Annotated in this window: 11 protein-coding genes; 2 read left to right on the forward strand and 9 right to left on the reverse strand. The window is 74.3% G+C overall.

Features of this window, described 5'->3' with window-relative positions:
- Positions 1–83 precede the first annotated feature (83 nt).
- Entirely contained in the window at positions 84–1,583 is a 1,500-nt protein-coding gene (locus C892_RS0109760; RefSeq protein WP_017557034.1) for a nucleobase:cation symporter-2 family protein, read from the forward strand.
- A 366-nt stretch (positions 1,584–1,949) separates the two neighbouring features.
- Here C892_RS0109760 and allB read toward each other — a convergent pair whose 3' ends face one another.
- Together allB and C892_RS0109770 are read right to left on the reverse strand one after the other, a co-directional pair.
- A complete protein-coding gene (gene allB, locus C892_RS0109765; RefSeq protein ID WP_017557035.1) occupies positions 1,950–3,293 on the reverse strand; it encodes an allantoinase AllB in 1,344 nt (447 codons plus the stop codon).
- Between the two features lie 696 nt (positions 3,294–3,989).
- Positions 3,990–5,228, reverse strand: a complete 1,239-nt coding sequence (locus C892_RS0109770) for a DUF6986 family protein (RefSeq protein ID WP_017536671.1) — start codon at positions 5,226–5,228, stop codon at positions 3,990–3,992.
- 281 nt (positions 5,229–5,509) lie between these two features.
- Here C892_RS0109770 and C892_RS0109775 point away from each other — a divergent pair, with 281 nt between their 5' ends.
- On the forward strand, positions 5,510–6,307 hold the full coding sequence (locus C892_RS0109775; protein WP_193374765.1) for an IclR family transcriptional regulator: 798 nt from the start codon (positions 5,510–5,512) through the stop codon (positions 6,305–6,307).
- A 93-nt stretch (positions 6,308–6,400) separates the two neighbouring features.
- On the opposite strand, the gene C892_RS0109780 is transcribed toward C892_RS0109775, so the two are convergent.
- From C892_RS0109780 to C892_RS0109810, 7 genes are all read right to left on the reverse strand, one after another.
- On the reverse strand, positions 6,401–7,642 hold the full coding sequence (locus tag C892_RS0109780; protein ID WP_051060511.1) for an MFS transporter: 1,242 nt from the start codon (positions 7,640–7,642) through the stop codon (positions 6,401–6,403).
- A 511-nt stretch (positions 7,643–8,153) separates the two neighbouring features.
- Positions 8,154–9,125: a GTPase Era gene (gene era, locus C892_RS0109785; protein WP_026124262.1), complete on the reverse strand. Its 972-nt coding sequence runs from the start codon at positions 9,123–9,125 to the stop codon at positions 8,154–8,156.
- A gap of 66 nt (positions 9,126–9,191) precedes the next feature.
- Complete coding sequence (locus C892_RS0109790; RefSeq protein WP_017536675.1) at positions 9,192–9,542, reverse strand: cytidine deaminase-like protein; 351 nt, start codon at positions 9,540–9,542, stop codon at positions 9,192–9,194.
- Positions 9,539–10,846 carry a hemolysin family protein gene (locus C892_RS0109795; RefSeq protein ID WP_017557037.1) on the reverse strand — a complete coding sequence of 436 codons (1,308 nt, stop codon included), beginning with the start codon at positions 10,844–10,846 and terminating at the stop codon, positions 9,539–9,541. The genes C892_RS0109790 and C892_RS0109795 overlap by 4 nt, the downstream gene beginning before the upstream one ends.
- A 1-nt stretch (position 10,847) precedes the next feature.
- Positions 10,848–11,336, reverse strand: coding sequence for an rRNA maturation RNase YbeY (gene ybeY / locus C892_RS0109800; RefSeq protein WP_017536677.1), 489 nt, complete (start codon positions 11,334–11,336; stop codon positions 10,848–10,850).
- A 36-nt stretch (positions 11,337–11,372) separates the two neighbouring features.
- On the reverse strand, positions 11,373–12,446 hold the full coding sequence (locus tag C892_RS0109805; RefSeq protein WP_017536678.1) for a PhoH family protein: 1,074 nt from the start codon (positions 12,444–12,446) through the stop codon (positions 11,373–11,375).
- Between the two features lie 130 nt (positions 12,447–12,576).
- Entirely contained in the window at positions 12,577–12,930 is a 354-nt protein-coding gene (locus C892_RS0109810) for an HIT domain-containing protein (RefSeq protein ID WP_017536679.1), read from the reverse strand.
- Positions 12,931–13,318: the final 388 nt, after the last annotated feature.

Consider the following 13,318-nt stretch of genomic DNA (forward strand, 5'->3'; position numbering starts at 1 on the left):
GCACCCCGGGACGGTGTCCCCCAGGGTGGAGTGCCCCGCACCTCGGGACGGCCGGACCCCGAACCGAAGGCTGGAAACTGGCCATGAGATTCGGAAAGCCGGAGCGTGAACCCCGGGCCACAACGAAAGCCGACGCCGAGGGAGACACCGCCACCCCCCAACGCCCTGAAGACGAGACGCTTCCCCCGAGACTGCTGCTGCTCTACGGGCTGCAGCACATCCTGACCATGTACGCCGGCGCGGTGGCCCCCGCGCTGGTCATCGGCGGCGCCGCCGGACTGGGCCCGGCCGACCTGGGCATCCTGGTCAGCGGCGCCCTCCTGGTCGCGGGCATCGCGACCCTGCTGCAGAGCCTGGGCCCCTGGCGCACGGGCGCCCAGATGCCCATCGTCGTGGCCGCCTCCTTCGTCCCGGTCTCGGCGATGACCGCCATCGCCGCCGACCAGGGACTGCCGGTGGTCTTCGGCGCCTCCCTGGCGGGCGGGGTGTTCGCGCTCTGCCTGACACCGTTCTTCGGCCAGCTGGTGCGGTTCTTCCCGCCCCAGGTGACCGGGAGCATCATCACCGTGATCGGGCTGTCGCTGATGCCGGTGGCGGCCGGGTGGGTGGTCGACGGCGCGGAGTCGGGCCACCCCTCCGCGGGGGACCTGGCGCTGGCCGGGACCACCCTGGCGCTGGTGCTGCTGTTCTCCCGGGTGCTGCCCGGGCTGCTGGGCCGGGTGGCCATCCTGCTGGGCCTGGTGGCCGGCACGCTGATCGCCCTGCCGTTCGGCAAGACCGACTTCGGCTCGGTGCCCGACGGCGCCTTCTTCGCGCTGGGCTCGCCGCTGCACTTCGGCATGCCCGAGTTCGACGTGGCGGCGATCCTGACCATGTGCGTGATCATGCTGGTGGTGCTGACCGAGGGCGCCTCGCACATCATCGCCGTCGGCGAGATCACCGGCTCGAAGGTGGACGCCAAGCGCATCTCGGCCGGCCTGCGGGCCGACGTCAGCGCCTCCATCATCGGCCCGATCTTCAACTCCACCCCGGGCAGCTCCTTCGCCCAGAACATCGGGCTGCTCGCGCTGACCAAGATCCGCAGCCGGTACGTGGTCGCCACCGGGGCGGGCATCCTGATCGTGCTGGGGCTGTTCCCCGTGCTGGGGCGGGTCGTGGCCGCCATCCCGATGCCGGTGCTGGGCGGTGCCGGGCTGGTGCTGTTCGGCTCGGTGGCCGCCAGCGGCGTGCGCACGCTGGCGAAGGTGGACTTCGACAACAACCTCAACCTGATCCTGGTGGCCACCTCGCTGGGCTTCGGCATCATCCCGATGGCCGTGCCCGAGTTCTACGAGGGCTTCCCGCCCCAGGTGGCGCTGGTGCTGCACTCGGGCATCGTCGGTGCGGCGATCGTGGCGATCGTGCTGAACATCTGCTTCAACGTCATCGGCCGGCCGACGGCCCAGGACCCTCCGGACATCGACGGGGACGAGCTGCGCACGGCCGGTCCGGGCGAGGCCAAGTACACCGAGTCGGCGGACGCCGCCTACCGCGCCCCCGGAGAGCGCGACCCGGGAGAGGAGCTGGCCAAGGAGGCGGAATAGCGGGACGGCGGCCGAGAGCGCTCCGGGTGTGAACGGACGCCCTCGACCGGGGAACGAAGGGCCCGGGACGTCGGTCCCGGGCCCTTCGCATCGCGGGTCGGCCCTGGTCGTGGCGGTCGCGGTCCGAGCCGTGGCCGCCCCTCCGAACAGGCGGTCACAACGAGGCGCAGGGCGCGGCGGGCGCCCTGCGCACGGTCCCCCGCCGGGGCACAGGCCGCCGAAGAGCCAGAGGCGGGACACGGGCTCGTGTCCCGCCTGTAGCAGGGGATTCGCCCCTCGCCGACCTCTCGCCTCGGCGGGCGGCCGGCGGCCGAAGGCGGTGGCCCGGCGCCCCGCCTTCGGCCCGGCACTCCGGCCCCCTGCCGCCTACGGGCGGTCCAGCAGGCGTCCCTTGGGGGTCTGCGGGTCGATCCGCTCTCCGCGCAGGTAGGCCGCGCGCACGACGCCCTTGAGGGTGCGGCCGTCGTAGGCGCTGACCTTGTTCTTGTGCTGGAGGGTCCTGGCGTCGATCGTGGTCGAGGCCTCCGGGGCCACCACCGCGAAGTCGGCGTCGCGGCCCGGCGCCAGGGCGCCCTTGGACGGGAGCCCGGCCACCCGGGCGGGCCCGGCGGACATCCACGCGGCCACGTCGGCCAGGGAGTACCCGCGCTCCGCGGCCTCGGTCCACACCGCGGGGAAGCCCACCTGCAGGCCGGCCACGCCGCCCCAGGCGGTGCCGAAGTCGTCGGTCTTCAGGTCGGCGGTGCTGGGCGAGTGGTCGCTGACGATGCAGTCGATCACCCCGTCGGCCAGGGCCTGCCAGAGGGCGTCGCGGTTGGCGGCGCCGCGGATCGGCGGGCAGCACTTGAAGCTGGTGTCGCCCGCCGGCACCTCCTCGGCGGCGATGGTCAGGTAGTGCGGGCAGGTCTCCACGGTCAGCAGGACCCCGTCCGCACGCGCCTTCTCGATCATCGGCAGCGCGGTGGCCGTGGACAGGTGCAGGATGTGCGAGCGGGCCCCGGTGCGCCGGGCGGTCTCGATGACCAGCCGGATCGCCTCGTGCTCGGCCTCGTCCGGGCGCGAGGCCAGGAACGAGGCGTAGTCGGTCCCGGACGCCTGCGGGGCCGACTCCAGCAGCCCGGGGTCCTCGGCGTGCACGATGATCTGCCCGCCCAGGGCGCCGATGGCCGACACCGCCGACCGGTACAGGTCGGGGGTCAGGTGGCCGAACTCGTCCACCCCCGAGGGCGAGAGGAAGGCCTTGAAGCCGAAGACCCCGCCCTCGTGCAGGGAGGCCAGCTCGCCGGTGGCGCCGGGGGCGCTGTTCTCCGGCACGGCGCCGCCCCAGAAGCCCGTGTCCACCGCCACCTGGTCCCGGGCGACCCCGCGCTTGACGCGCAGGCCCTCGGCCGTGGTGGTGGGCGGAACGCTATTGAGGGGCATGTCGACGATGGTGGTCACACCGCCGGCGGCGGCGGCGCGGGTGGCGCTGGCGAACCCCTCCCACTCGGTGCGGCCGGGCTCGTTGACGTGCACGTGGCTGTCGACGAGGCCGGGGAGCAGCACCTCGTCCTCGGCCAGCTCGACGGTGCGGGCGCTGTCGAGCGCGGCCCCGGCGTCCTCCACCGCGGCGATGCGCCCGCCCCGCACGCCCACGGCCGCGGGGCGCTCCCCGTCGGGGGTGACCGCGCGGCGGGCGCGCACTACGAGATCGAAGTCGTGCTCGGACATGGTCCTCCGTACTCTGCAACTCTGCATCATTGTCGTCGCCGGTCGCGCCCGATGCCTCGGCTTCCGGCCCCGGCTCAGAGGGCGCGGGCGCGGCATCGGGGTTCGACCGCCTGCTGTCGTCGTCCGCCGTCCGCTCCGGCGGCGGAACCGGGGCACCGTTGCGTACCAGGCGCGGAAGACCGCACCGCTTCAGCGGGCACGACTACTGCCCGGTCGGAATTCGCGCATTCCCGAGGGGAACGGCCACGGCCGTCCACGGTGCCCTGCCCTCTGAGGCAGACGCGTCCCGGCCTCAGGTGCACTCCGCACGGGTGTCCCGTCCTCCTCGGAGGAACGTCAGCCGAGAACGGGCCGCCAAGGTCCTGGCCGCCGTCGCACGGGTCGGGGACCTTAGGGCGCCCGGGCTCCTCCGGAGGTCGCGAGCTGGAAGCGCCATGCGCACAGTCCCCAAGGGGCGCGGCTCAGGGGAGTCCCGGCCGCCCAGCGGCCGCCCGGGACTCCCCCCGCCCCATGGGGTCCGCAGGAACGGCCCCGGTGTCCGCGATCGGTTCCCTGAGCGGGCGCATCATCGCCCAGGGACCCGGACGGCTGTACGCGGGGCCGCAGGCCTCCGGGCCCGGACACGCGCCCGCCCCACCGGCGGCCGCGGTCGGCGGGCCGGTGGCCGGGGGCCGTGGTGCGTACGGGCACGGCCGCCTAGCCCACCCGCCGGTTCGCGAAGCCGCGCAGCACCTCGGCCCCGACACCCGTGGCCTCGGCGACCTCCTGCTCGGTCAGTGCGCCGCAGTTGACCCCGCGCACCAGCGCCGAGGCGAGGGCCTGGGCGGTCGCGGGCTCGTCGGCCACACCGCCCCCGGCGGCCGTCAGGTAGGCCTTGAGCCGCGCGGCGGCCGGGCCGAAGGCCTCCCGGTAGAAGGCGAACGTCGCCAGGTAGCGGGTGGGCAGGTGGGCCGGGTGCATGTCCCAGCCCTGGTAGTAGGCGCGCTCCAGGGAGCGCCGCACCAGCCCGGCGTGCAGTCGCCAGGCGGCGTGCACCTCCTCGCGGGTGCCGACGGGCAGGACGTTGGTCGAGCCGTCGGAGAGCCAGACGCCGGTTCCGGCCGCGGCCAGCTGCATGACCGCCTTGGCGTGGTCGGCGGCCGGGTGGGCCATGCTCTGGAAGGCGGCGGTGACGCCCACGGCGGCGCTGTAGTCGTAGGTGCCGTAGTGCAGGGCGGTGACCCGGCCCTGGCCGGCGTGGACCATGCGCGCCACCGCGGTGGTGCCGTCGGGGGAGAGCACCGACTGCGGGGTCTCGATCTGCAGCTCGAAGCCGAGCCGCCCGGCGGGCAGCCCGAACCGCTTCTCCAGGTGCTCGGCGGCCCACACCATGGCCTCGACCTGCTCCACCGAGGTGATCTTGGGCAGGGTGAACACGAAGCCCTCGGGGAGCCGCCCGGCCTCCTCCAGCAGGCCCCCGGTGAACACGGCCAGGCTGCGCATGCCGCGGCGGCGCCCGCCCGCCTCCATGCCCTTCATGCGGATCCCGACGTAGGCGGGGGCGCGGCCGGAGGCCAGGTCCGCGGCGACGGCGCGCACGGCGGCCGCCACGTCGCGGTCCTCCTCCTCGTCGGAGCGGTTGCCGTAGCCGTCCTCCAGGTCGATGCGCAGGTCCTCGACCGGTTCCTCGGCGAGCTTGGCCCGCACCGCGGGCAGCGCCCCGGCGACGGCGCCGGGATCCATTCCGGTGGCCTCGGCCAGGGCCGCGGCGTCGGGGGCGAACTCGTCGAGGGCGGCCAGGGCCTGGGCCCCCCACTCGTCGCAGACGCCCGCACGGACCTTGTCGGCGGGGATGTAGACGGTGTGCACGGGCTGGCGCCGCCCGGTGTCCCCGGGATACCGGCTCAGCAGCCGGGCGTCGGCCGCGGAGAGGCGGGCGTCCAGGGCGTCGCCCATCTCCTCCAGGCCGGCCCCTGCCGCCCAGCGTTCACCCTCCGTTGGCTCCTGTCCACCCACGTGGTGCTCTCCTCATCGCGTGGCCGTCCGCCCCCGGGGCCGTGCCCCGGGGCGGGGCGGGCAATCCGCCCACCCCTAGGTCTTTTATATAGCGGACACTAACTTCTACAATTCGGAACAACAAGAGGGGGGTGGGAGCGAGCGGGCGCGCGGTTGGCGTCGGCCGACTTCCGTATCGCAGAATGAGACCGCACGATCCTCGCGATGGGAGCTGGAGACCCTTGGCAACGTCACAGACCTCGATCGGGGACGCCGACGGCGTCCCCCGAGCGCGCGCCGGCGGCGTGCAGTCGCTCGACCGGGCATTCGCGCTGCTGGAGATCATGGCCGATGCCGGGGGCGAGATCTCGCTGAGCCAGCTCGCCGACTCCTCCGGGCTGCCCCTGCCGACGATCCACCGCATCATCCGCACCCTGGTCGACAACGGGTACGTCCGCCAGCTCCCCTCGCGCCGGTACGCCCTGGGGCCGCGGCTGATCGGGCTGGGCGAGAGCGCCTCGCGGATGCTCGGCACCTGGGCCCGCCCGCACCTGGCCCAGCTGGTGGAGGAGCTGGGCGAGACCGCGAACCTGGCCATGCTCGACGGCGACAAGGTCGTCTACGTCGCCCAGGTGCCCTCGCCGCACGCGATGCGCATGTTCACCGAGGTGGGGCGGCGGGTCCTGCCGCACTCGGCGGGCGTGGGCAAGGCGCTGCTGGCGCAGCTCCCCCCGGACGAGGCGCTGGCCACCGTGCGGCGCACCGGCATGCCCGCGGCGACCGACCGCACGATCACCACCCCCGAGGACTTCGCCGAGGAGATGGGCCGCATCCGGGACCGGGGCTATGCCATCGACGACGGCGAGCAGGAGATCGGCGTCCGCTGCCTGGCCGTTCCGGTGCAGGGCGGGCCGGCCATGATGGCGGTCTCCATCTCCGGCCCCGAGGCCCGGGTGAGCTGGGAGTTCGTGGAGAAGGCGGCACCCATCGTGCAGCGCACCGCCCACTCCCTGGCCGGGGACCTCAACCACCAGAGCTGACCGGCCGGCGGCGGGGGTGCCGGGAGGGCCGCAGGCCCCGGCGCCCCCATCGCCGACCGCTCCGCAGAGGTGGACCGGAGCCGCTCGCCGGACTCACCCGCCGCCCCCTTCGGCCGCGGGCGCGTCCACCGGTTCCGCCGCCGCCGGCGCACCCGCCTCCCGGGACCCTCGGCCCACGCGCCGCAGGTGGACCAGGTGGCGTCCCAGCGCCACCGCGCACAACAGGGCGGCGACCGCGCACACCCCCGGCCACCGCGCCAGGGCGAAGGCCTGCACGCCCAGCCAGGACCCGGCGGTACCGCCGAGGAAGGCGCAGGTCATATAGGCCGTGTTGATCCGGCCCCGGGCCTCGGGGCGCAGGGCGAAGACCCGGGCCTGGTTGGCGACCATGCCGGACTGCATGGCCACGTCCAGCAGCAGGATCCCGGCGGTCAGGGCGGCGAGTCCGGCGGCCCCGCCCAGGGACCCCAGGGCGAGCGGCCCGGCCGAGGCCAGGGCACCGAGCATGCAGACCAGCCCGACGGCGTCCGGGCCGCGCCGGTCCACCCACCGCCCGGCGCCCGGGGTCAGCGCCATGGTGGCCGCCGCGACCAGCGCCACCGCCCCCGCGGCTGAGGCTCCCAGCCCGTACACCGGCCCGGTGACCACCAGCGCCATCCCGGTCCAGGCCGCCGAGAAGGCGCCGAACACGCAGGCCTGGTAGAGGCAGGAGCGGCGCAGGTCCGGCTCGGTGCGCAGGAGCCGCAGCGGCGCGGCGAGCAGAGCCGGGTACGGCCGGCGGGTGGAGGGGGACGTCGCGGGCAGGGTCGCGGCCAGGACGGCCGCGAGCAGGAGCACCACGACCGCCGCCACCAGGTAGGGGGCGCGCCAGCCCAGCTGGTCGGCCAGGACCCCGCCGAACCCGCGGGCCAGCAGCATGCCGCCGATGGACCCGCTGAGCAGGGTGCCCATCACCTCGCCGCGCCGGTCCTCGGCGGCCATCGCGGCCGCCATGGGGGCGATCAGCTGGGCGGCGACGGTGGCGGTGCCGACCAGGGCGCCCGCGGCCACGAGCACGGGCAGCGCGGGCGCCAGGCCCGCCGCCAGGAGGAACGCCCCGCTCAAGGCGAGGAGCCCGGTGATCAGCGGGCGGTTGGGCAGCCGGTCCCCCAGCGGGACGAGGAGGAAGATCCCCACCGAGTACCCGGCCTGCGCGGCGGTCGCCGCCAGGGCCGCGGAGGCGGGGGCCACGTCCAGGCCTTCGGCGATGAGCGGGGTGACGGCCTGCGGAAAGTAGAGGTTGCCCACGGCGACACCGCAGGTGACGGCCAAGAGGAGGACGAGGCGCTTACTCATACCGGGTGAGCGTGACACCGGAGGAGTGTCACAAGGGCCGCGCCCGACGGGCAATGGATTTTGGATGCGAGGCGGCGACGGCGGGGCAGGCGCCCTGCTCACGGGCCCTGGCCGGGGGGGCGGGGCACTTGGTGTCCAGGAAGGGGCGGCGACGAGACCGGGGCGGCGGCTCAGCGGCCGGCGCTGTCGGGTGCCGGGCGTGCGGGTGGTCACCGGAGGGGCGACGACGGAGCAGCAAGTACCCCGCTCACGGACCCCGGCCGTGAGCGGGCCACTGGGGCGCCGGGGAGGGCGGCGACGAGTCGAGGCGGGGCGGGGCGGGGGCGGGTGAGTTTCCTCGGCTTCCCGGCCGACGGCGGGGGCAGCGGGCCCACGGGGCCCGGCTCGGTAGGCGGCCGCCCCGCATCGAGTGTGGTGATATTGCCACGCAATCGCACATTGCGTGGCAATATCACCACACTCGATGGCCCCACCCCGCGGGCACGCCCGGAGGCGGTCCGGAAGAGGCGCCTCAGGTCTGCTGGTCGAAGCCCAGCCGGCGCAGCTGCTTGGGGTCGCGCTGCCAGTCCTTGGCCACCTTGACCCGCAGGTCCAGGTAGACCCTCCGGCCCAGCAGGGCCTCGATCTGGCGGCGGGCCTCGGTGCCCACCTGCCGCAGGCGCGCCCCCTTGGTGCCGATGACGATGGCCTTCTGGCTCGGGCGCTCCACGTACAGCGAGGCGTAGATGTCGGTGAACTCACGCCCCTGGGCGGTGTCGGGCCGGTCGGTCATCTCGTCGACCACGACCGCGATGGAGTGCGGCAGCTCGTCGCGCACCCCCTCCAGGGAGGCCTCGCGGACCAGCTCGGCCACGAGCATCTCGTCCGGCTCGTCGGTCAGGTCCCCGTCCGGGTACAGCGGGGGGCCCTCCGGCAGGTGCGTGCACAGCACCTGCGCCGCCTCCTGCAGGTTGTCCCCGGTCTCGGCCGAGACCGGGACGATGTCGGCCCACTCGCCCAGGCGCTCCACCGCCAGCAGCTGCTCGGCGACCCGCCCGCGGTCCACCTTGTCGGCCTTGGTCACCAGCGCCACTACCGGCGTGTGGCGCTGGGCGGCCAGCTCCCGGGCGATGTAGGTGTCCCCGCGCCCGATCGGCTCGTCGGCCGGCACGCAGAACCCGATCACGTCGACCTCGACCAGGGTGGAGCGCACCAGGCTGTCCAGCCGCTCCCCCAGCAGGGTGCGCGGCTTGTGCAGGCCCGGGGTGTCCACCACGATCAGCTGGGCGTCCTCGCGGTGCACGATCCCGCGCACGGTGCGCCGGGTGGTCTGCGGCCGGTTGCTCGTGATGGCGACCTTCTGCCCCACCAGCGCGTTCATCAGGGTCGACTTGCCCACGTTCGGGCGGCCCACGAAGCAGGCGAAGCCGCTGCGGAACCCGTCGGGCACCGCGGTGGCGCCCGGCAGCGGGGCGCGGAGTCTGTCGAGGTCGAGCTCGTCCATCGTCGTCATGTCTCGAATCGTGCGGGTGCGGGGGCGGGCGGGGCGCGGCGGCCCCGCCCGGCCGGGTCAGGGGCGGTCGACGGAGGCCGGTGTGCCGTCGGGGGCGGCGGTGATGAGCACGCCCGTCTTCAGGTCGGCTGCCACCTCGCGGTCCTGCTCGCTCGGCCCCTCCTGATCGGTCACCACGGCGGCGGCCTCCAGGCGGTCGGCCTCGCTGGCGACCGCGGCCGCGACGGCGGCCTGCAGGGCGCTCAGCCGCAGGTGCGGCAGGTCCACGGTGACGGCGGCATAGGTGCGGCCGGTCTCGTCGCGCACCGCCGCGCCCTCGGCGGCGCCGGTGCGGGCCCGCGAGGCGCGGGCCAGGGTGACGAGCTTGCCGTCCTCGGCGCCCAGCTCAGGGGTGGTGCTGTCGGTCACTGCTCTCCTTCGTCCGGTCCGGGTGGCGGATCCAGCCGCTCCACCAGCACCGTCGCGGTCCGGTTGCGGCGGCCGGCGGGGTCCTCGGCGGTGAGCCTCAGACCAGCGTAGTCGGCCCGGGACCCGCTGATCGGCACCCGGCCCAGCGCGTAGGCGAGCAGCCCGCCCACGGTGTCCACGTCGGGCGCGTCGAGCTCCATGCCGAAGTGCTCGGCCAGCTCGCCCAGCGGCAGCCGCGCCGTCACCCGGGCGCGGCCCGGGCCCAGGTCCTGCACGGGCGGCACCTCGTCGTCGTACTCGTCGGTGATCTCGCCGACGATCTCCTCGACGATGTCCTCGATGGTGACCAGCCCGGCGGTGCCGCCGTACTCGTCGATCACCACCGCGATGTGGATGCGCTGGCCCTGCATCTGGCGCAGCAGCTCGTCGATGGGCTTGGAGTCGGGCACGTAGGACGCCGGGCGCATGGCCTCGCTCACCGGCGGCACCGGCGCGTCCGCCCCGGCCCCGGCCCAGTGCTCGCGCATCCGCGCGGTCAGGTCCTTGAGGTAGACGATGCCCACCACGTCGTCCTCGTCCCGGCCGGTGACCGGGATCCGGGAGAAGCCGCTGCGCAGCGCCAGCGACAGGCAGGAGTCCAGGTCCTCGTCGGCCGAGGCGAACACGATGTCGGTGCGCGGGACCATCACCTCGCGCACCACCGTGTCGTCGAGCTTGAACACCGAGTGGATCATCTGCCGCTCGTCGGCGTCGATCACGTGCCCCCGCTCGGCGAGGTCGACCAGCCGCCGCAGCTCCTCCTCGCTGCTGAACGGGCCGCCGCGCTCGCCCTTGGTGCGCGGGGTCAGCGCCCGGCCCAGGCGGACCAGCAGCTGGGCGGGCGGCCCCAGCACCACCGAGGGCCAGGCCAGCAGCACCGCCGTCGCCTCGGCCACCTGCACGGAGAACTGCCGCCCCAGGATCCGCGGGGTGACGCCCATCAGCACGTACTCCACCGGGATCAGTACCGCGACGGTCAGCGCGGCGGAGGCCCAGCCGAAGCCGAGCAGCGCGGTGAATCCGGCGGCGACCGCGACCACGGCCGCCACCTCGCAGGAGACCCGCAGCAGCAGGACCAGGTTGAGGGTGCGGGCCGAATCGGCGGTCAGCGACTCCAGACGGGCGCGGCGGCGCTCGGGCAGGTCCGCGGCGGCCCCGGCGCCGCCGGCGGCGACCCGGGTGACCGCGATCTCGGCGGCCACCAGGAAGGCGGCGGCCAGGCCGAACACGGCCCCGGCGGGGAACGCGGCCCAGGCGGTCGGCACGTCAGGCCTCCCGGGTCTCGGCGGTGCGGGAGGCCTCCGCGGCGCTGGGCCGCCACCCCGTCAGCAGCTCCGCCTGCAGGCCGAACATCTGCGCCCGCTCGTCGGGCTCGCCGTGGTCGTAGCCCAGCAGGTGCAGGATGCCGTGCGTGCACAGCAGGTCCAGCTCGTCCTGGGCGCTGTGCCCGCCCTCCTCGGCCTGGCGGGCCGCCACCTGCGGGCAGATGATGACGTCCCCCAGCTGGCCCGGGTCGCTGGTGCGGTCCGGGCCGCCGGGGCGCAGCTCGTCCATCGGGAAGGACATCACGTCCGTGGGCCCGGGCAGGTCCATCCACCGCTGGTGCAGCTCGGCCATAGGCTCCTCGTCCACCAGCACCACCGACAGCTCGGCGAGCGGGTGCACCCGCATCGCGTCGAGGACGTAGCGGGCCAGCTCCGAAAGGGCCGATTCGTCGACCGGGACGCCGGACTCGTTCGCGACGTCGATACTCATCGTGTTGCGCGCCTTACTCGTGTGCTCCCGCGGGGCTCAACCGTCCTCGCCCCGGCGGCCGTGCTCTCTGCCCTGGCTCTGGCCCCGGCCCTGCTCCCGTCCCGACTCGCGGCCCTGTTCCCGGCCCCGCTCGCGGGCGCGGCCCCCGTCGTAGCGCCCGTAGGCGTCGACGATGGCGCTGACCAGCTTGTGGCGGACCACGTCCTCGCTGGCGAGCCGGCAGAACCCGATGTCGTCGATGCCCGAGAGGATGTTCTCGATGGTGCGCAGACCGCTGGAGGTCCCGCTGGGCAGGTCGACCTGGGTGACGTCGCCGGTGACGACGATCTTGGAGCCGAACCCGAGCCGGGTCAGGAACATCTTCATCTGCTCGGGCGAGGTGTTCTGCGCCTCGTCGAGGATGATGAAGGAGTCGTTGAGGGTGCGCCCGCGCATGTAGGCCAGCGGAGCCACCTCGATCGTGCCCGACGACATCAGCTTGGGGATGCTGTCGGGGTCGAGCATGTCGTGCAGCGCGTCGTAGAGCGGCCGCAGATAGGGGTCGATCTTCTCGTAGAGGGTGCCGGGCAGGAAGCCCAGCCGCTCCCCCGCCTCGACCGCCGGGCGGGTCAGGATGATCCGGTTGACCTGCTTGTTCTGCAGTGCCTTGACCGCCTTGGCCATGGCCAGGTAGGTCTTGCCGGTCCCGGCCGGGCCGATGCCGAAGACGATGGTGTGCCGGTCGATGGCGTCGACGTAGCGCTTCTGGTTGAGCGTCTTGGGGCGGATCGTCCGCCCGCGCGACGAAAGGATGTCGGCGGTGAGGACCTCGGCGGGGCGCTCCTCGGAGGGCGAGCGCAGCATCGCCAGGGTGCGGTCGATCGCGTCGGGGGTGATGTGCGTGCCGTTCTTCACCAGCTCCAGCAGCTCCTCGATCAACCGGACGACCAGCGAGGTCTCCTCGGGGGAGCCGCTGATGGTGATCTCGTTGCCGCGGACGTGGATGTCGCTCTCGAAGGACCTCTCGACGGTGCGGAGCAGCTCGTCCTCGGGACCGAGCAGGGCGACCATCATGTGCTCTTCCGGCACGACGATCTTGACCTGGGTGCTGTTCTGCGTTGTCTCGACCATGGGTAGGCCTCGCGGCCTTCTCGCCCCTGCCTCTCGCGTTCCACGTGGTCGCTTCCGGCGACCCCTTCACTTTATCCCAATGGGCCCCCGGTCCGGTTTGTTCCCAGGGGCCGCCGCGCCTCCCGGAGGCCTACCCCGGGGGCCACTCCATCCCGCGCCCGCCCAGCACATGGGCGTGCACGTGGAAGACGGTCTGCCCGGCGCCGGTGCCGGTGTTGAACACCAGGCGGAAGTCGGACCCGATGCCCTCGTCCCGGGCCGCCGCCTCGGCCTCCCGGGCGATCTCGTCGACCAGGCCGGTGTCGGACCGCGCCGCCGAGCCCACATCCGGGTGGTGGTCGCGGGGGATCACCAGCACATGGGTGGGGGCCTGGGGGTTGATGTCGCGGAAGGCGAGCGTGCGGCCGCCCTCGCGGACGATGTCGGCCGGCACCTCGCCCTTGACGATCTTGCAGAACAGGCACTCGGGGTCGCTCTGGGCCACCTGTCGTCCTCTCCCAACTGGTCGGCGTCTCCCCGCTGCCGGGGCCGTCGGTCGGCACCCGGCGCCGCAGGGCGTTCCGGGCCCGCCCCCATCATGCCGCAGTCCGGCCGCGGCGAGGGGGAGCACGGCGGCCCGGGCGCGCGGCCGTGTCCGGCCGCGCGGGCCGATCCGCCGGTTCCGGCCCGGCGGGCCGCGCGTTCTTCTACCGTTGGCTGCGGCGCCGCGGACGATCCGGCTCGCCGGGCGGCGCGGACCGTGACGGTTTCGTGAGGTTGCGGGGGCCCGCGCCGGGGAAGCACAATCGGCGAACCCTCCGCGATTCGCCGCCGTTGCGGGCTATTCTGTTCCTTCGCGTGGCTTCGCCCACAGCGTCCTCTTCCCGGGGCCC

Origin of the sequence: Nocardiopsis baichengensis YIM 90130 (genome assembly GCF_000341205.1) — a bacterium.
Taxonomy (GTDB): domain Bacteria; phylum Actinomycetota; class Actinomycetes; order Streptosporangiales; family Streptosporangiaceae; genus Nocardiopsis_A; species Nocardiopsis_A halophila.

Bases quoted from the DNA above. Each gene is read 5' to 3' on its own strand.
- C892_RS0109760 (WP_017557034.1), top strand. From the start codon at position 84: ATGAGATTCGGAAAGCCGGAGCGTGAACCCCGGGCCACAACGAAAGCC.
- allB (WP_017557035.1), bottom strand. From the start codon at position 3,293: ATGTCCGAGCACGACTTCGATCTCGTAGTGCGCGCCCGCCGCGCGGTC.
- C892_RS0109770 (WP_017536671.1), bottom strand. From the start codon at position 5,228: ATGGGCGACGCCCTGGACGCCCGCCTCTCCGCGGCCGACGCCCGGCTG.
- C892_RS0109780 (WP_051060511.1), bottom strand. From the start codon at position 7,642: ATGAGTAAGCGCCTCGTCCTCCTCTTGGCCGTCACCTGCGGTGTCGCC.
- era (WP_026124262.1), bottom strand. From the start codon at position 9,125: ATGGACGAGCTCGACCTCGACAGACTCCGCGCCCCGCTGCCGGGCGCC.
- ybeY (WP_017536677.1), bottom strand. From the start codon at position 11,336: ATGAGTATCGACGTCGCGAACGAGTCCGGCGTCCCGGTCGACGAATCG.
- C892_RS0109805 (WP_017536678.1), bottom strand. From the start codon at position 12,446: ATGGTCGAGACAACGCAGAACAGCACCCAGGTCAAGATCGTCGTGCCG.